This window comes from Caulobacter sp., from assembly GCF_017744445.1.
GTDB lineage: Bacteria > Pseudomonadota > Alphaproteobacteria > Caulobacterales > Caulobacteraceae > Caulobacter.
In genome coordinates this window covers 71,744-87,286 of sequence record NZ_JAGIBH010000006.1, presented here as the reverse complement: position 1 = coordinate 87,286, position 15,543 = coordinate 71,744, and the positions used below count along the sequence as shown (strand labels likewise).

General features: G+C 67.0%; 20 protein-coding genes and 1 pseudogene. 13 read left to right on the top strand and 8 right to left on the bottom strand.

Going from position 1 to position 15,543, the window contains the following annotated elements; all coding sequences use genetic code 11:
* Both J7528_RS10360 and J7528_RS10355 read right to left on the bottom strand, forming a co-directional pair.
* Positions 1-570 carry a hypothetical protein gene (locus tag J7528_RS10360; protein ID WP_291873693.1) on the bottom strand — a complete coding sequence of 190 codons (570 nt, stop codon included), beginning with the start codon at positions 568-570 and terminating at the stop codon, positions 1-3.
* The gene (locus tag J7528_RS10355) at positions 567-1,208 is read right to left on the bottom strand and encodes a hypothetical protein (RefSeq protein ID WP_291873690.1); all 642 of its coding nucleotides are present in this window, start codon (positions 1,206-1,208) and stop codon (positions 567-569) included. The genes J7528_RS10360 and J7528_RS10355 overlap by 4 nt, the downstream gene beginning before the upstream one ends.
* A gap of 276 nt (positions 1,209-1,484) precedes the next feature.
* Between J7528_RS10355 and J7528_RS10350 the strand changes: the two genes are divergently transcribed.
* Entirely contained in the window at positions 1,485-2,528 is a 1,044-nt protein-coding gene (locus J7528_RS10350) for a hypothetical protein (protein ID WP_291873687.1), read from the top strand.
* A complete protein-coding gene (locus tag J7528_RS10345) occupies positions 2,528-3,088 on the top strand; it encodes a hypothetical protein (RefSeq protein WP_291873685.1) in 561 nt (186 codons plus the stop codon). The genes J7528_RS10350 and J7528_RS10345 overlap by 1 nt, the downstream gene beginning before the upstream one ends.
* A 7-nt stretch (positions 3,089-3,095) precedes the next feature.
* Here J7528_RS10345 and J7528_RS10340 read toward each other — a convergent pair whose 3' ends face one another.
* Both J7528_RS10340 and J7528_RS10335 read right to left on the bottom strand, forming a co-directional pair.
* Complete coding sequence (locus J7528_RS10340; protein ID WP_291873682.1) at positions 3,096-3,872, bottom strand: DUF3883 domain-containing protein; 777 nt, start codon at positions 3,870-3,872, stop codon at positions 3,096-3,098.
* A 53-nt stretch (positions 3,873-3,925) separates the two neighbouring features.
* A complete protein-coding gene (locus J7528_RS10335) occupies positions 3,926-4,477 on the bottom strand; it encodes a hypothetical protein (protein WP_291873679.1) in 552 nt (183 codons plus the stop codon).
* A 63-nt stretch (positions 4,478-4,540) separates the two neighbouring features.
* Here J7528_RS10335 and J7528_RS10330 point away from each other — a divergent pair, with 63 nt between their 5' ends.
* Positions 4,541-4,717 carry a hypothetical protein gene (locus J7528_RS10330; protein ID WP_291873677.1) on the top strand — a complete coding sequence of 59 codons (177 nt, stop codon included), beginning with the start codon at positions 4,541-4,543 and terminating at the stop codon, positions 4,715-4,717.
* Positions 4,714-5,334, top strand: coding sequence for a glutathione S-transferase (locus tag J7528_RS10325; RefSeq protein WP_291873674.1), 621 nt, complete (start codon positions 4,714-4,716; stop codon positions 5,332-5,334). The genes J7528_RS10330 and J7528_RS10325 overlap by 4 nt, the downstream gene beginning before the upstream one ends.
* Here the strand turns inward: J7528_RS10325 and J7528_RS10320 are convergent.
* On the bottom strand, positions 5,264-6,346 hold the full coding sequence (locus tag J7528_RS10320; protein WP_291873672.1) for a M15 family metallopeptidase: 1,083 nt from the start codon (positions 6,344-6,346) through the stop codon (positions 5,264-5,266). The two genes, J7528_RS10325 and J7528_RS10320, sit on opposite strands and share 71 nt — an antisense overlap.
* Positions 6,347-6,423: 77 nt before the next feature.
* On the opposite strand from J7528_RS10320, the gene J7528_RS10315 reads away from it, so the two are divergent.
* On the top strand, positions 6,424-7,512 hold the full coding sequence (locus J7528_RS10315) for a L,D-transpeptidase (protein ID WP_291873669.1): 1,089 nt from the start codon (positions 6,424-6,426) through the stop codon (positions 7,510-7,512).
* A gap of 23 nt (positions 7,513-7,535) precedes the next feature.
* Here J7528_RS10315 and J7528_RS10310 read toward each other — a convergent pair.
* Together J7528_RS10310 and J7528_RS10305 are read right to left on the bottom strand one after the other, a co-directional pair.
* Positions 7,536-7,635: pseudogene (locus tag J7528_RS10310) on the bottom strand (hypothetical protein); the annotation flags it as partial.
* Between the two features lie 9 nt (positions 7,636-7,644).
* Positions 7,645-8,394, bottom strand: coding sequence for a class I SAM-dependent methyltransferase (locus tag J7528_RS10305; protein WP_291873666.1), 750 nt, complete (start codon positions 8,392-8,394; stop codon positions 7,645-7,647).
* A gap of 163 nt (positions 8,395-8,557) precedes the next feature.
* On the opposite strand from J7528_RS10305, the gene J7528_RS10300 reads away from it, so the two are divergent.
* From J7528_RS10300 to J7528_RS10285, 4 genes are all read left to right on the top strand, one after another.
* The gene (locus J7528_RS10300) at positions 8,558-10,660 is read left to right on the top strand and encodes an acylase (protein ID WP_291873663.1); all 2,103 of its coding nucleotides are present in this window, start codon (positions 8,558-8,560) and stop codon (positions 10,658-10,660) included.
* Positions 10,661-10,747: 87 nt separating this feature from the next.
* Entirely contained in the window at positions 10,748-11,335 is a 588-nt protein-coding gene (locus J7528_RS10295) for a beta/gamma crystallin family protein (protein ID WP_291873660.1), read from the top strand.
* A gap of 12 nt (positions 11,336-11,347) precedes the next feature.
* A complete protein-coding gene (locus J7528_RS10290; RefSeq protein WP_291873657.1) occupies positions 11,348-11,752 on the top strand; it encodes a beta/gamma crystallin-related protein in 405 nt (134 codons plus the stop codon).
* 80 nt (positions 11,753-11,832) lie between these two features.
* The gene (locus J7528_RS10285; RefSeq protein WP_291873655.1) at positions 11,833-11,970 is read left to right on the top strand and encodes an entericidin A/B family lipoprotein; all 138 of its coding nucleotides are present in this window, start codon (positions 11,833-11,835) and stop codon (positions 11,968-11,970) included.
* A gap of 3 nt (positions 11,971-11,973) precedes the next feature.
* Here the strand turns inward: J7528_RS10285 and J7528_RS10280 are convergent, their stop codons facing one another.
* On the bottom strand, positions 11,974-12,141 hold the full coding sequence (locus tag J7528_RS10280; protein WP_291873652.1) for a hypothetical protein: 168 nt from the start codon (positions 12,139-12,141) through the stop codon (positions 11,974-11,976).
* A 282-nt stretch (positions 12,142-12,423) separates the two neighbouring features.
* Here J7528_RS10280 and J7528_RS10275 point away from each other — a divergent pair, with 282 nt between their 5' ends.
* The 4 genes from J7528_RS10275 (at position 12,424) to J7528_RS10260 (ending at position 15,368) form a co-directional block, all read left to right on the top strand.
* Positions 12,424-12,807: a DUF983 domain-containing protein gene (locus J7528_RS10275; RefSeq protein WP_291873649.1), complete on the top strand. Its 384-nt coding sequence runs from the start codon at positions 12,424-12,426 to the stop codon at positions 12,805-12,807.
* Positions 12,808-12,912: 105 nt separating this feature from the next.
* On the top strand, positions 12,913-13,068 hold the full coding sequence (locus J7528_RS10270) for a DUF3309 family protein (RefSeq protein ID WP_099580360.1): 156 nt from the start codon (positions 12,913-12,915) through the stop codon (positions 13,066-13,068).
* A 69-nt stretch (positions 13,069-13,137) separates the two neighbouring features.
* Positions 13,138-14,577 (top strand): MFS transporter, encoded by a 1,440-nt coding sequence (locus J7528_RS10265; protein ID WP_291873643.1) that lies wholly within the window; start codon positions 13,138-13,140, stop codon positions 14,575-14,577.
* Positions 14,578-14,618: 41 nt separating this feature from the next.
* Positions 14,619-15,368, top strand: coding sequence for a DUF599 family protein (locus tag J7528_RS10260; protein ID WP_291873640.1), 750 nt, complete (start codon positions 14,619-14,621; stop codon positions 15,366-15,368).
* Positions 15,369-15,543: the final 175 nt, after the last annotated feature.

Sequence of the window (15,543 nt, the reverse complement as noted above, 5' to 3'; positions counted from 1 at the left end):
CTATTTCTTATCCACCTGCCCGAAGATCGCGTTGGCTACGTTTGACAGCAGACCACTGACGCCGTCAGCGAAATATCCAGCAAGGAACGCCAGGACCAAGTCCCTGGTAAGCACGGTCACGTTGGCTTCGCCAGCCTTCTGCCCACCCATCAGTCCAGCCTGGACAAGACCCAGCACGACCAGTGCGTAGATGCCGCCGGTGAGTGGCACGAAGATCCGCCACAAAAAGCGGTCTTGATGCCAGAGACCCTTGGCTACCGAATGCACCAGCCACTTGATGGCGAACGTTATCGCCCCGACCGAGCCGACGAAAAACACCAGCAAATCGTGCCGTCTGAGAAAAAACACCGCGTTTTGGGCGGAAGAGCCTGCTGGATAGGCCGGATCGGCGACCAGGGCGAAGACCAGTAGGGTCAGGCTCCCGAAAACGGCAAGGTAAGTGCCTAGGATCTTCGCCTCGCGCCAAATCTGCGTAGCGACCTGCGCGTATTTAGTTTCCCATTGCCACGGATCGCGGCCATCCGGTCGGATGACCGGTGGAGGGACGGTATTTGGATCCTCGCCGCTCAAGCGGCCAACACGCGCCGATGTTGGGATGCAGCGACCGTTTGCCAAACATTGTCGTCGAACCGGTGAACTCGGTAGTCCCATTGATCCGCAACGCCCGCAGCCTGGGCCACTAGCTTGCGAAACCGCTGCGACACCTCAGCCTTAACGGGCTGCTCAAGCAGGCGCGACCCATTGCGCCAAGCCAGATAATAGGCACTGTTGGCGTCAACTCCGCGATGGAGAGCGTTTAGAGGCGCGACCTCGGGCTCAGCTTCCAAGTCGGCTTCGATTCGCTTCCAGAGCACGTCGGCAAACCCGCGCTGCAGCAAGAGTACGTGCAGGTGGGCATGATCGACGCCACAGCCTACTGCCGATCCCACAACTGCGGGACCATGCTCCAGGACTATGGTGTCCAGATCTGATCCGGCAACTTCGTGCGAAAGGTCCTGGATTATCCGTTCGGCCTCCAGGCGCGCGGCGGACGTCTGCTGGGCGAAGTTAAGCGTATGTCCACGCGGGACGACCAGAAGCCAATTGGGAACGATCATCCCTATGGTAGGGACGACGACGTTATGGATCCCTTGAACGAGCGACCGGTTCTCCAGCGCTGATCCCGCTTGTGAAGATAGCGCCTCAGCGAATCGACTCGTGCTGATCATGTCCAATCTCCCCTAGCAACGCAGAGGAAGCATACCTGAAGTCTGTGGTCCATTGGTTCACAAATGGACCCGCTCCCCAACCGTTGCAAGCGCCGGACGGTCGGAGGCACCTAGAAAGCTGTATGCGCGGCCACGTGACTGCGGGGCAGCTGGCTAAAGGCTCCCAGGCTTGGTACGTAAAGGACTAGGCAGGGGTCTTGCTCGCGCCTCGGATGGCAGCTCTCCAAGGTCCGCATATGGCGTCCAGGCTGACTTCCGCTACTGGCGCCAACCGGCATGGCCTGCATCAACGCGCGCGAGGGCCAAACGCTCGCGCAACCGCCCACCCTAGAGAGAAAAATATTCGCCTTTTCAAGGTCTTGTCAGTTTTCAACGACAATCAATCCCCGCTGCCTTAAACCGCCGCACACTAGCGGCCATGAGCAAATCACGCCCCGAAACACCGCCACCTGGTTCCGGCTCTCCGACGCCTCCTGGGCCGAGATCGCCGCCGAGTATCGCAATGGCGCCACCGCCGCTGAATTGGCGCGCAAGTGGAAGGTCTCGCCGACCAGCATCTATCAACATGCCTGCAAGGACGGCTGGACCAAGAAAGCCTGTAGCGACGCCGTCGCGCGGGCTCATGCCGAGGCCGAGGCGGACATTCGTGCGCTGACGCCGGCGTCCCGCGAGGCGCAGCACGCTAGCGACGCATCGGCAGAGGCCCTGCCCCTGTCGACCGCGCCCGCCGATCTGCGCGACGCCGCGATGGTGCGGCTGGCGGAGGCGATCAAGGACGGGCGCGACCACGAGGCGCTGCGCCTGACCACCCTGGCCGATCGGCTGGCGCGGCTGACCGCGCCGGAGCCGCCTTCGACCACCGCCTTGGCGGGGGCGACCTCCGAGGGCTTCGATGATGAGCGCGCGAAACTGCTGATGACCGGCTTCGTCGACTGGCGGCCGACCAAGGCGGCGGTCGAACATGAGACCGACCTGATGTTTCGCAGCATCTACCTGGTGGCGCTGGCCATGCTGCTGAAGCCCGATAAAGTACCGGCGCTGTTCAAGCGGCGGGTCATGCGCTTTCGGCGCGACTATCTGGGCGAGGACGACGCCGAGGCCCTTGAGGCGGCCGAACGCACCACGGCGTACGCGCTGAAGGCGCTGGACATCCCGTTCATGGACTTCAACGGCCCGGAGCCGAAGCCAGCGCGCAAGATCCCGGCGCGGACCTGGCCGCCCTCGCGTCCGCCGGCGGCGACTTGCCGAACAGGCCGTCCCCCCGCCTTTCCGGTGACTTCATGCAAGCTATGGATCGCCGGATACGCTGAGCTGCTTTGATGTCCATCGCCGTCATCGACCACGACCCGATTATCGAGCGCGAACTGGCGCTGGTGCGCGACCGGGTTGGCGCGGACTTTCCCGGCTATCGCAACCACGTCTATCGGGTCCTGACCTATGCCCTGCACTTCCTGGACGGGGATCAGCAATGGCGCGCGCCGATCGCCTTCGCCCTGGCGCATCACGATGTCGGGCTATGGACCGACCGGGCGCTGGCCTATCTGGAGCCGTCCGAGGTCCACGCCGAGCTGGCCCGCCAGGCCCGCGCGCCGGAGCTGGACGCGATGCTGGTCCGCGACCTGATCCACTGGCATCACAAGATCACCCCGTTCCGAGGTCCGAAGGCGGATGTGGTCAACGCCGTGCGCAAGGCCGACTGGGTCGACGCCAGCGGCGGGCGGGTGTCCAAGGGCCTGTCGCGCAAGCAGATCGTCACGGTGATGACCGCCCTGCCCCCGCTGGGCTTCTACGAAACGCTGATGCGCCTGCCCGGCGAGCTGAACCACGGCCGGACGCTGGGCGGGCTGGCGGTGATGGCGGCCCACGTCTTCAAGGCCTGACGCCGGCTCAGTGAAACGGCGGCTTCATCCGGTAGAAGCGCGCCTCGCCCAAGAGGTCGTAGACGCGGCGGATGCGGAAGGCGCTGGGCTGGGCCTTGGCCAGTTCGAACTCGGCGTGGCTGAGGCCGAACGGGGCCACCTCGCCGGCCAGGGTGGCCTTGACCACGATCAGGCGCGGGATCTCGTCCAGGCCGAAGCTGATCACGTCGCAGCCGTCGGGATCGCCGTCGCGAGCGGGGCGGATGCGGCCGGCCAGGTCCGGGCGGCCGCGATCCGACAGGCGGCGGGCCTCGTGCGCCACCACGCTGGCCACGCCCAGGCCCTTCAGGAAGCGGTCGTCGGCCTCGCGACCCGACATGTCGAAGCGCTGGATGGCGCGGATCAGGCGATCGTCCATCGGCATTGGCTTGGGCGGCGCGGTCTCGATCAGCGGAATGGCCGACGGCGCGGTGAACAGGGCGGCGGGGCGGACGGCCGAGGCCAGCAGGGTCGGCTTCATGGCCAGCTGGTCCTCGACGGCGTCCAGCAGCGCCTCGTCATAGGACCACCGCGGCGGCATGTCCTTGAGGATCGGCAGGCCGATCAGCGACAGCACCGCCGAGATCTCACCCTGCTTCCAGGTGATCGGCATGTCCGACTTGCCGGTGACGAAGCGCACCGTGCGGTCGTGGGTGGCGCGATCGAAGGGCTTGCCGGCAAGCGTCTTCTCCAGCTGGGAGACATAGTCGCCCACCACCACAGCGAGGTCAGCCCCCGTCCACTCGCGCCCCGATTCCCCTATCATCTCATGATGATGAGGGAGTCGGGCCTCGCGCGCCACACGCTTCAGTTAGAAGGCTAGCGGCCGCTCGCTCCGGAAGCGACCGCCATAGGGGCGTCCTGCACCGGCATCTGGTCGGGCAGCAGCTTGGCCTTCTCCATCGCCTGGCGGACCGTGGTGATCGGATATTCGGCGTCGACCTTGAAGGTCAGGGCCGCCGTATGGGCCGGATTGTCGCCGAGATTGGCGAAGCCGCCGTCGCGCGCGGCGTTGAAGGTCACGCCATAGGTCTTGTTGGACAGCACCCGGCACAGCAGGACGAAGGTCTTCTGGTCGGGCAGCAGGCGGGGCGTCTTCACGCAGTCCATCGGCTCGGCGCCCTGCGCCGGCGCGTAGTTCCAGGCGGTGGGCGACATCTGCTGATCGAAGGCGACCTTCAGGATCAACACGCCGGGGGCCACGGTCTCGTCCTGCGCCGGATAGGTCGAGACCAGCTTGGGCGGCAGGGTCGGCGGCAGGATCAGCACCGGCGAGACCTCGTTGGGATCGCCCTTGACCTGCGCGTGAGCACTGGTCGCCGCCAGGACGGCGAGCGCGATCAGGACGGGAACCGAACGAGGCGACGACATCTTTCCAGACTGACCTTCAAGCGCGGCCTTCTCAAGGCGCCATTCGAGGCCTACATCGCCCTGATGACCGATAAAACCGATACCCCGCCGGCTGACGAGACGCCGATGCAGCGCGCCCTGCGCCTGAAGAAGGCCGCCCAGGGCAAGCACGGCCACGGCGCCAAGGCCTCGACCGGCAAGGTCGATCGCGCCAACGCCGCCGCCCCCACCGGCAAGTCCAAGCCCTGGATGACCCGGTGACGATCCCCAAGGTCCTCGGCCGCACCTCTTCCATCAATGTCCGCAAGGTGCTGTGGACCCTGGACGAGCTGCACATCGCCTATGAGCGCGAGGACTGGGGCCAGGGTTTCGCGCCCACCAGCGACCCGAAGTTCGTCGCGCTGAACCCCAACGCCCTGGTGCCCGTCCTGGTCGACGAGCATGGACCGGTCTGGGAAAGCAACGCCATCTGCCGCTACGTCGCGGCCGGCACGCCGCTGTTCCCGGACGACCGCCGCCAGCGGGCGCTGGTCGACCAGTGGATGGACTGGCAGTGCACCGAGCTGAACACCGCCTGGCGCTACGCCTTCGCCGGCCTGGTGCGCAAGACGCCGGGCTTCGACGATCCCAAGCAGATCGAGAGCAGCGTCACGGCCTGGAACACGGCCATGGGCCTGCTCAGCGCGCGCATCCTCGACACCGGCGCCTATGTGGCCGTTGAGCAGTTCACCCTGGCCGACATCGTGCTGGGGCTGTCGGTGCATCGCTGGCTGTACTCGCCGATCGCGCGCGAGGACTGGCCGACGCTCACCGCCTATTACGAGCGCCTGCGGCAGCGGCCGGCTTTCCAGACGTGGGCGCTGCCGGAGGTTCCGTAACAGGCTCCGAGCCTTCCTGGGGCAGGCTGGAGATCGGCACGCCGGGCAACAGCGGCTCGCCGGTCCACTCCCAGTGCCACGGCTCGTAGGCGTAGTTGACGAAGCCGAAGCGCGGCGCGTTGACGACCATCCATTTGAACAGCGCCGATCGCGCCATCACCAGGCGGTTGGCGTCGGCCGAGCTGTCGGGCCCGAAGCCCGGCGCGGCGTCGATCACCACGTCCATGGCCAGGCCCGTGCGGTGGGCCGAGCAGATGGTGCGGATCAGGCCCTGGCAGTTCTTGTCCCGCGCGCAGCGCTGGGCGTCGGCGTCCGGAGCGCGGAAGCCGGAGAAGATCCGCAGGGTTTCGGGACGCGGCAAGACACCGGCCGCCCGGGCCTCGGCGACCATGTTGCGATAGGCCGCCAGCGCGCCGGGGCGCATGCGGATGGCCTTGCCGCCGTAGCTTTCCTCGGGCTTGGCCAGCTCCAGATTGGCCTCGGGCGGCGCGCCGGGGCAGATACCCTCGCGGTTGGTGCGCACGAAGGGCCGCGCCAGGTGCCAGCGCACCAGCATGGCGCCGAACACCGCCGGATCGACCACGCCGGTCTTTTGCAGCCCATGGGCCCCCTGCCAGCGCGCTAGCGCCGAGGCGAAGCCGTTCGAGCCGGGACCGCACGTCGTGCCGATCTCGGCGGCGATGCGGGGGGCGTAGATCTCCCAGCCGGTCTCGGACTTGCCGAACGGCGTCCAGGCCAGGGTCGATAGCGAGGCGGCATTGACGGCGGCGGCGGTGTCGGGGGCGTCGTTGCCGTCGCAGGCTTCAGGCGCGCCGGCCAGCGGCAGAGCCCCAGCTAGCGCTGGAGGATCGATCGATGGCACGTGTTGGGGCGGCAGGTACCCGGCCTCGTCGATCGGAGGCGTTGGCGTCGGCGACGACTTGCCCGACGGCCAATAGACCCACGCCCAGAAGCCGCCGACCGCCAGCAGCAGCAGGCTCAGACCCCAGAGCAGTCGACGCAGCGCCCTCAAGCCGATCCTCGTTACGGGTGGAACTTCGCCATGGCTCAAGGCTTGAGACGGGAGAGTCGTTCCCCCGTGGAGAGTACATGACCGGCCTGGTTTCCCGTTTCGCCCTGATCGCCGTCCTGGCCCTGTCGGCCTGCGACGACAAGCCTCCGGCCAAGCCCGCGCCCGCCAAGACCGTGCAGAAGACGCCGCCGGCGCCGACACCCATGGTCCCTGCCCCGCCCGCCGTCGCGGCCGCCTCGCCGCTGGCCCAGACGATCAACGCCGCGACCTTCGACCCGGCCGCGACCGATCCCGACGCTCACCGCAACCTGCTGGTCCGCGTCCAGACCCTGCTGGACCGCGCCCACTTCTCGCCCGGGGTCATCGACGGGCGTGACGGCACCAACCTGACCCTGGCGATCAAGGCCTACCAGGGCTCGCGCAACCTCACCGCCAATGGCGAGATCACCAAGGAACTGGTCGACACCCTGACGGCCGGCGACGGCGGCCCCGTGCTGGTCGACTACAAGATCACGCCTGAGGACGTCGCCGGCCCCTTCGCGCCCGTGCTGCCCAAGGAAGACTACGAGGCGATGGCCAAGCTGCCGGCCATGAACTACCACACGCCGCTGGAGCTGCTGGCCGAGCGCTTCCACATGGACGAGGCCCTGTTGCAGGCGCTCAATCCCGGCGTCGACTTCGCCGTTGCCGGGACGAATATCGTGGTCACGGCCGCTGGCGCCGACACCCTGGACCGCAAGGTCGACCGCATCGAGATCGACAAGGCCCTGGGCCAGGTCCGCGCCTTCGACAAGGACGGCGTCGAGCTGGCGGTCTACCCCGCCACCGTCGGCAGCACCGAGCGCCCCGCCCCGTCCGGCGAGTGGGCCGTGCGCACCCTGGCTCCGGCCCCGACCTATACCTATGACCCCTCGCGCCTGACGTTCGGCAAGCCCAAGGCCAAGCTGACCATCAAGGCGGGGCCGAACAATCCGGTGGGCTCGACCTGGATCGACCTGACCAAGGACACCTACGGCATCCACGGCACGCCCGATCCCAAGCTGGTCAACAAGCGCGCCTCGCATGGCTGCGTGCGCCTGACCAACTGGGACGCGGCCGAGCTGGGCTCGGCCGTGAACAAGGGCGCCAAGGTGATCTTCATGGGCGCGGAAGCGCGGAGTTCGTAACTCCTGCCCAACGCACCATTCTCGTCATCCCGGACAGCCCGCAGGGCTGATCCGGGACCCAGGGGCCAAGCGCAGTGAGGCCGCCCCTGGGTCCCGGCTCTCCGCTTCGCTGCGGCCGGGATGACGAGTCGGTTATTTCGGCTTCCTGAACTTCAGGATGAACTGATCCGTCTTCCCGCGAATGCTGGGATCGAAGACGCTGACCGTATGCGTGTCGGCCTTGTCGGCCAGCAGCGGGCTCTCGCTCTCCAGCTTGAAGCCGGCGGCCTCGACCTCGGTCTTCACCTGGGCGATGTCGATGCGGTGCAGGGCGTCCGGGGCCGTCGTCGCGCCGGGCAGAGCGGCGTGGTCGATGACCAGGAAGACGCCGCCCGGCTTCAGCGACTTGAAGATCTCGGCATTGGCCTTGGCCGCCGTGTCCGTCGGGAACGGCTTTAAGTGCATGTCGTGATAGTTCTGGACGGTGATCACCGCGTCGACATTGTCGGGCAGGTCCAGGCCGACCATCGGGCCGTTCAGCGGCTTCACGTTCGAGAGCGCGGCGGCGACCGTCTTCTGGTCCTCGCCGTACTTGGCCATGAACTTGATGAACTCGGCCGGCTGATAAGCATAGACCGTGCCGTTCGGACCGACCGCGCCCGAGATGATGCGGGTGAAGTAGCCGCCGCCCATGACGTAGTCGACGACCGTGGCGCCCGGCTTGATCTCGGCCAGGGCCAGGATCTCGCCCGGATGCCGCGCGGCGTCGCGGGCCGTGTCGGCGGCCGGACGTGACGGATCGGCCAGGGCTTTGGTGATGTTGGCGGGGACTTCCGCGAACGCTGCGCCACCGGCGCTAAAGGCCAGAGCGGCCAGAACCGAAACCACGTGCTTGCGAACCATGACGACGCCTCCCTCATTGTTGGGTCGAACCTGACAGCACAGCTAGGAACGACGAACGGCGTTATCTAGACGTTTCAGCGAGGTTTCGTCGAAACCGGCTCTTCCGTCGACGAAAACCGCCCTTCATGATCGGCGGTAATCAAGAAGGGTCGGGGAGGCTCGGATGAAGTGGATCCTGCGTGGGGTCGGCGCGCTGCTTGCGCTGATCGTGCTGGCCGGTGCGACGCTGATCGTCATCGACCAGGCCAGCCTGCCCAAGGCCCCTCCCCGCCAGGCCCTTCTGGACAAGGCCAAGGCCTATGACGTCAGCATCCGCCGCGACGAGTGGGGCGTGCCGCACGTGCTGGGCAAGACCGACGCCGACGCGGCCTTCGGCTTAGGCTTCGCCCAAAGCGAGGACGACTTCGACACCCTGCAGGACGTGGTGCTGGCCACGCGCGGCGTGCTGGCCCGCGACAAGGGCGCCAAGGCCGCGCCGACCGACTATGTCGTCGCCCTGCTGGATGTCTGGAAGACCACCAACGACCATTACGCCCAGCTGCCGGCCGACCTGCGCAAGATCATGGAGGCCTATGCCGACGGGGTCAGCGTCTATGCCGCCAAGCACCCGGAAAAGGTGAAGGCCGGCCTGCTGCCCCTGACCGGCCAGGACATCGAGGCCGGCTTCATCTTCAAGCAGCCGTTCTTCTACGGCCTGGACACCGAGCTGAAGCACCTGACCGCGCCCCAGGAGAAGGCTCCGCCGCCCAAGGGCTCCAACGGCCTGGCGACCGCGCCCTCGCGTAGCGCCGACGGCGCGACGCGGCTGCTGGTCAATTCGCACCAGCCCTATACCGGCCCAGTGGCCTGGTATGAGGCCGTGGTCGAGAGCGGCCAGGGCTGGCACGTGGCCGGCGGCTTCTTCCCGGGCTCACCGTTCATGCTGCATGGCCACAACGCCACGCTGGGCTGGGCCAACACGGTGTCGAAGCCCGACCTGGTCGACATCTACCGCCTCACCCTCAACCCGGCGAACAAGAACCAGTACCGCCTGGATGGCCAGTGGAGGGACTTCGACAAGCGCTGGGTCACCCTACGCGTGAAGCTGTTTGGCCCCATCGTGCTGCCGGTGAAGAAGGCGGTGCTGCGGTCAGTCCACGGGCCGGTGCTGGAGACCGATCACGGCGTCTTCGCCATCCGCTACGCCGGCATGGGCGAGTGGCGCCAGCCCTTGCAGTATTGGCGGCTGAACCGCGCCCGCACGATGGACGAGTGGCGCGCCGCCATCGCCACCCACGCCATTCCCAGCCTGAACTATGTCTATGCCGACGCGGCCGGGAATATCGGCTTCGTGCACAACGGCCAGTATCCGAACCGCACGGCGCAAGCTGACTGGAGCGGCGTCCTGCCCGGCGACCGCTCGGACCTGATCTGGCAGGGCTATCGCCCCGTCGACCAGACCCCGCAGCTGTGGAATCCCAAGTCCGGCATGGTGTTCAACTCCAACAACACGCCGTTCCGCGCCAGCGAGGACGCCGACAATCTCAAGGCCGCGGCCTTCCCCGCCTCTATGGGCCTGCAGACCAACATGACCAACCGCGCCTGGCGGGCGCTGGAGACCTTCGGAACCGACCACGCGATCACGGACGCCAGCTTCCGGGCCCACAAGTTCGACATCGCCTTCAGCGATCGCTCCAGCGTCATGGAGATGGTCCGCGAGGTCACGGCCATCGATCCCAAGGGTGACGCCGACCTCGCCCAGGCCCAGAAGATCCTGCGCGCCTGGGACAAACGGGCTGACGTCCACAATCGCGGCGCGGCCCTGGCGGCGCTGATGACCCAGCCGATCCTGTTCGCGCGCTCTAACGGCGATCCGGCCCCGGCGCCGATCGACAGCCTGAAGGCGGCGATCACCCAGCTGAAGACCCACTTCGGCCGCCTGGATCCGGAGTGGGGCCAGGTCAATCGCATCCGGCGCGGCAGTGTGAACCTGCCCATCGACGGGGCGGCCGACACCTATCGCTCGGTCTGGGGCAAGCCCGAGAAGGACGGTACGACCACCGCCGACGGCGGCGACACCTTCATCATGTTCGTCATCTGGGACAAAGCCGGCCAGCTACGCTCCGAAAGCATCCACCAGTTCGGCTCGGCCACGCTGGACGCCAAGTCGCCCCACTATGCCGACCAGACGCCGCTGTTCGTGGCCATGAAGACCAAGCCCGTCCGCTTCACCGAAGCCCAGCTGCAAGGGCACGTGCAGGTTGTCTATCGCCCTCGGGACCGTTGAGCGTTAAAACTTGGCCGTTCAGCTGCCGTTCAGTTGGGGGACGGCTAGCTGGCGTCAACAACGACGCTCTTCGGTGGGGAAACTGACATGCACAAGACCCTCGGCCTCGCGGCCCTTTCGACCCTGTTGCTGGCCGGCGTGGCCTCTGCCCAGGCGCCCAGCTGGAACGGTCGCTACGACGATCCGCCGCGCGGCTCCTACACCCAGTCGTGCCGCGACATCACCGCCTTCAACGGCCAGGTCTGGGCGCGCTGCCAGAACGGTCGCGGCGGTTTCGATTGGTCCAGCGCCCGCACGCGCGACTGCGGCAGCCAGGGCCTGGAGAACCGCGACGGCCGCCTGCAATGCACCGGCTACGGCGGTGGCGGCGGCTGGAACGGCGGTGGCGGCGGCTATGGCGGGGGTCGCCCGGGCGGCGGCCGTGACGGCGTCGTGCTGTTCGAGGATCCGCAATACCAGGGCCGCGCTTTCGAAGTGAATGGCGACATGCCCGACCTGGGCGCGGTCAAGTTCAACGACAAGGCCTCGTCGATCCAGATCGGCCGCACCGGCGGTCGCTGGGAGATCTGCGAGCACGCCAACTACCAGGGCCGCTGCAGCCGTCTCGACGCCGACCAGGCCATTCTGCCCCGCGAGTGGAACGACCAGATCAGCTCGATCCGCCGCGTTCGCTAAGGAGAAGATCCCATGCGCAAGTCCGCTTTCCTGATCCTGTGCGGATCCATTGCCCTGCTGGCCGGCGGCGCCGTCGCCCAGGATCGTGGCTACGACCGCGATCGCCGCGACGGCTACGATCGCCGTGACGACCGCCGCGATGATCGCCGCGACGGCCGCTGGGACCGCGGCGGCGAAGTCGTCCTGTTCGAGCACGACGGCTTCCGTGGCGAGGCTCGTCCGATCCGTGGCGACGTCCCCGACCTGGTCCGCCTGGGCTTCAACGACCGCGTCTCGTCCATGCGCATCTCGCGCGGGTCGTGGGAGTTCTGCGAGCACGCCTACTACCAGGGCAAGTGCTGGCGCTACGACTACGACATGGCCAGCCTGCCCAAGAAGCAGAACGACCGCTACAGCTCGGTCCGCCGGGTTCGCTAAAACTCCCGCGCCGGGCCTCTTGAAGCCCGGCGCGGCCTGCGCTTAAGGTCCCGCGCCTTCCAAGCTGGAGCTCTAATTTCATGCGTAAGATCGTCGTCCTCGCCGCCGCCGCGGCCGCCCTGCTGGTCTCGGCCTGCAACACCATCGAAGGCGCCGGTCGCGACGTCTCGTCGGCGGGCAAGGCCGTCGCCGGCGCCGCGCGCGACGCCAAGCGCTAAACCTTACGCGTCCTCTTCTCGCGACGTCTCGGCGCCGATCGTCCGCTTCTCATGCGGGGCGACGGCGCCCTCCGGCGCGTGGCGGACGGCGTGTTCGGCCTTGGAAGCCGCCTCGCCCTTGCGGGGCGGCTCAGCGCCTGGATCGGTGGGTTTTCGCGGGTCGGGCGTCATGCTTCGCCTCCACTTTTCAGAACAGCCGATCAACGTCAGCGCGTCGTCGCAGTTCCGAAGACCCCGGATCGAGGACTCCAATTCCCGGAACGTCGGTCCGGAAACTATTCTTCATTAACCAGGACACGCCCGGCAGATCAGCAGGACATCGTTTGCATGACGATGCGCCGATAAGATCCAGGAACTGGTTCATCGATACTTACTCAGATCCTGGACAAATCGTCGCCGTGCGACGGCTGGTCGCCCTTTTCTCGCCGCGCCCGAAGGCGCATATGAGCGCCCATGTCAGAGACCCAGCCCTCTCCGTCCCTTCTGACCGGCCTCAAGCGCGGCCTGATGCACCGTTGCCCCAACTGCGGCGACGGTCGGCTGTACATGCGCTACCTGAAGGTCGATCCCGAGTGCGAGGCCTGCGGGCACGAGCTGGGCTGCTATCCGGCCGATGACGGCCCGGCCTATTTCACCATCCTGCTGGTCGGCCACCTGCTGGTGGCGCCGCTGCTGTTCTTCCCCTGGATCTGGGAAGCCTCGCCCTGGCTGGTCGCGCCGCTGACCCTGATCCCGCTGGCGGTCCTGACCCTGGCGCTGCTGCCGCGCGTGAAAGGCGGCGTGATTGGCGCCCTCTGGGCCATCAAGCTGAGAAAAGCCGAAGACACGCCCTGCTGAGGGAACCTTTTGGCGCGGAACCGATAAGCGTCGCCAAGAATTCCGAAGTCCTGAACCTAGCGTCGCCACGGTGGCCGACGCCGGATTGGAGGGAAACTTCGGACCATGCTCGGCACGATCCTCATCATCATCCTTATCCTGGCCCTCATCGGCGCGCTGCCGACCTGGGGTCACAGCCGCTCGTGGGGCTATTTCCCCAGCGGCGGCCTGGGCCTGATCCTGATTATTCTGATCATCCTGGTCCTGCTCGGCAGGATCTAGGCGAGCCTAGCTTGCTCTAGATCAGCGTTCGCCTAATCTCCCCCTTCGCACCGGGAGGGGGAGATCCACATGACGGCGACCGCCGAAGCGGCCAGCACGCGCCTCTCGCCGCTGGCCCGCGCCAAGGCCATCCTGGGCGGCTCGGCCGGCAACCTGGTCGAGTGGTACGACTGGTTCGCCTACGCCGCCTTCACCCTCTATTTCGCGCCCGCCTTCTTCCCCAAGGGCGACCAGACCGTGCAGCTGTTGCAAGCGGCGGCGGTCTTTTTCCTGGGCTTCGTCGCGCGCCCGATCGGCGCCTGGCTGATGGGGCTGTATGCCGACCATGCCGGCCGCCGCGCGGCCTTGTCGGTCTCGGTGGCCCTGATGTGCGGCGGCGCGCTGATCATCGCCGTCACGCCTGGCTTCAAGACCATCGGCCTGTGGGCCCCCGCCATCCTGCTCTTCGCGCGCGTGCTTCAGGGCCTGTCGGTCGGCGGCGAGTACGGCGCCAGCGCCACCTATATGAGCGAGATGGCCGGCAAGGCCCGGCGGGGCTTCTGGTCCAGCTTCCACTACGTGACCCTGATCGCCGGCCAGCTGCTGGCGCTCGCGGTGCTGATTATCCTCCAACGCTTCGTGGGCGAGGCCGAGCTGAAGGCCTGGGCCTGGCGCGTGCCGTTCGTCATCGGCGCCCTGCTGGCGGTGGTGGTGTTCTGGATCCGGCGCGGCCTGGAAGAGAGCATCGCCTTCAAGCGCCCCGCCCAGCGCGAGACCCTGTCGCGCGGCCAGGTGACCAGCGCCGCGGTCTTCCTGGTGCTGACCGTGGTCGCCGGCGTCACGGGCGTCACCACCGGCCCGCTGGCCAGACCCGCCCAGATCCTGGGCGCGGTGTTCCTGGTGTTGTTCTTCGTGTCGCTGATCGTGCCGCTGGTGCGCCGCCATCCGCGCGAGAGCCTGCTGATTATGGGCCTGACGGCCGGCGGCTCGCTGACCTTCTATGTCTACACGACCTACATGCAGAAGTTCCTGGTCAACACAGCCGGCTTTTCCAAGGGCCAGGCGTCCGAGATCAGCGCCCTGTCCATGATCGGCTTCATGCTGTTGCAGCCGCTCGCGGGCTGGCTGTCGGACCGCTTCGGGCGCAAGCCGATGCTGATCCTGGCCTTCGGCGGCGGCGCCCTGACCATCTGGCCGATCATGACCGGCATCAGCCAGACCGCGTCGGTGACCACGGCCCTGGTCCTGATCCTGGCCGGCATGACCTTCCAGTCCTGCTACACTTCGATCAGCGCCGTGGTGAAGGCCGAGATGTTCCCCGCCGAGATCCGCGCCCTGGGCGTGGCCCTGCCCTACGCCCTGGCCAATGTCCTGTTCGGCGGCACGGCCGAAATGGTCGCCCTGACCTTCAAGCATGGCGGGCTGGAGAGCACCTTCTACCTCTATGTCGCTGGGGTGATGACCCTGGGCCTGATCTGCTCGGTCATCCTGAAGGACACCCGGCATCACAGCCTCATTCACGAGGACTGAACCCCGTTTTCCGACTCTAATTGTCGGGCTAGAAAACCGTCATGCACGTGATTGATACCATCGTCCTGACCGTCTTCGCCGCCTGCTGGCTGCTGTACGAGCCCATGCTCAAGCGCCTGGGCGAAGGCGGCGGCGTGCTGAACACCGACATGACCGTGATCCGCCGCCGGTGGATGCAGGAGATGGCGGTGCGCGAGATCGCCCTGCTGGACGGTCAGCTGCTGGGTCATGCCATCAACTCGGCCAGCTTCTTCGCTTCGTCGAACCTGATCCTGATCGCCGCGGCGGCCGGGGTGCTGTTCGGCGGCGACAGCGCCTGGAAGAGCGTCGAGGGCCTGGCCGTGCTGGCCAAGACCACGCCGCTGATGTTCCAGGTTAAGCTGGGCCTGGTCCTCATCGCCCTGGCGCGTGGCCTGCTCGACTTCATCTGGTCGATCCGCCAGATGAACTACTGCCTGGCCGCCATCGGCGCCGCGCCGATGTGGGCGCCGCCGGCCGTGCTGGCCGAATATGCGGAAGCCGCCGGCGGCATCCTCAATCCTGCCCTGTCGGCCTTCAACGCCGGCGTCCGAGCCTACTATTTCGCCCTGGCGGCCGCCGTGTGGTTGCTGGGCCCCCTGCCCTTCCTGACCGCCACCCTGGGGGCGATGTTCCTGCTGCTTTGGCGCCAGCGCCGCAGCCGCGCCTCGACGGCCGTGCGCAAGGTGCGCCAGATCCTGGAACGCCAGCCGGTCGTCCATGGCCCGCACCTGACGCGCCTGAACCCGCCGCCGCCGGAAGATCGCATCTAGACCGAACCGGTTTTCGGTATCCGAAAGCTTGGCAGGAGGAACGCCGCCCGGGACGCGGCGTTCATTTGGCCGCGAACATCCAGACCCCGAATGCAATAAGCCCCGCCGGTGACTCGGTCTCCGGCGGGGCTAATGGGAAGTCTTGTGGGTAGACAGCTTCTTCATACCTTAACCC

Bases quoted from the DNA above. Each gene is read 5' to 3' on its own strand.
- J7528_RS10355 (WP_291873690.1), bottom strand. From the start codon at position 1,208: ATGATCAGCACGAGTCGATTCGCTGAGGCGCTATCTTCACAAGCGGGA.
- J7528_RS10350 (WP_291873687.1), top strand. From the start codon at position 1,485: ATGGCCTGCATCAACGCGCGCGAGGGCCAAACGCTCGCGCAACCGCCC.
- J7528_RS10345 (WP_291873685.1), top strand. From the start codon at position 2,528: ATGTCCATCGCCGTCATCGACCACGACCCGATTATCGAGCGCGAACTG.
- J7528_RS10340 (WP_291873682.1), bottom strand. From the start codon at position 3,872: ATGATAGGGGAATCGGGGCGCGAGTGGACGGGGGCTGACCTCGCTGTG.
- J7528_RS10335 (WP_291873679.1), bottom strand. From the start codon at position 4,477: ATGTCGTCGCCTCGTTCGGTTCCCGTCCTGATCGCGCTCGCCGTCCTG.
- J7528_RS10330 (WP_291873677.1), top strand. From the start codon at position 4,541: ATGACCGATAAAACCGATACCCCGCCGGCTGACGAGACGCCGATGCAG.
- J7528_RS10315 (WP_291873669.1), top strand. From the start codon at position 6,424: ATGACCGGCCTGGTTTCCCGTTTCGCCCTGATCGCCGTCCTGGCCCTG.
- J7528_RS10305 (WP_291873666.1), bottom strand. From the start codon at position 8,394: ATGGTTCGCAAGCACGTGGTTTCGGTTCTGGCCGCTCTGGCCTTTAGC.
- J7528_RS10300 (WP_291873663.1), top strand. From the start codon at position 8,558: ATGAAGTGGATCCTGCGTGGGGTCGGCGCGCTGCTTGCGCTGATCGTG.
- J7528_RS10295 (WP_291873660.1), top strand. From the start codon at position 10,748: ATGCACAAGACCCTCGGCCTCGCGGCCCTTTCGACCCTGTTGCTGGCC.
- J7528_RS10290 (WP_291873657.1), top strand. From the start codon at position 11,348: ATGCGCAAGTCCGCTTTCCTGATCCTGTGCGGATCCATTGCCCTGCTG.
- J7528_RS10285 (WP_291873655.1), top strand. From the start codon at position 11,833: ATGCGTAAGATCGTCGTCCTCGCCGCCGCCGCGGCCGCCCTGCTGGTC.
- J7528_RS10280 (WP_291873652.1), bottom strand. From the start codon at position 12,141: ATGACGCCCGACCCGCGAAAACCCACCGATCCAGGCGCTGAGCCGCCC.
- J7528_RS10275 (WP_291873649.1), top strand. From the start codon at position 12,424: ATGTCAGAGACCCAGCCCTCTCCGTCCCTTCTGACCGGCCTCAAGCGC.
- J7528_RS10270 (WP_099580360.1), top strand. From the start codon at position 12,913: ATGCTCGGCACGATCCTCATCATCATCCTTATCCTGGCCCTCATCGGC.
- J7528_RS10265 (WP_291873643.1), top strand. From the start codon at position 13,138: ATGACGGCGACCGCCGAAGCGGCCAGCACGCGCCTCTCGCCGCTGGCC.
- J7528_RS10260 (WP_291873640.1), top strand. From the start codon at position 14,619: ATGCACGTGATTGATACCATCGTCCTGACCGTCTTCGCCGCCTGCTGG.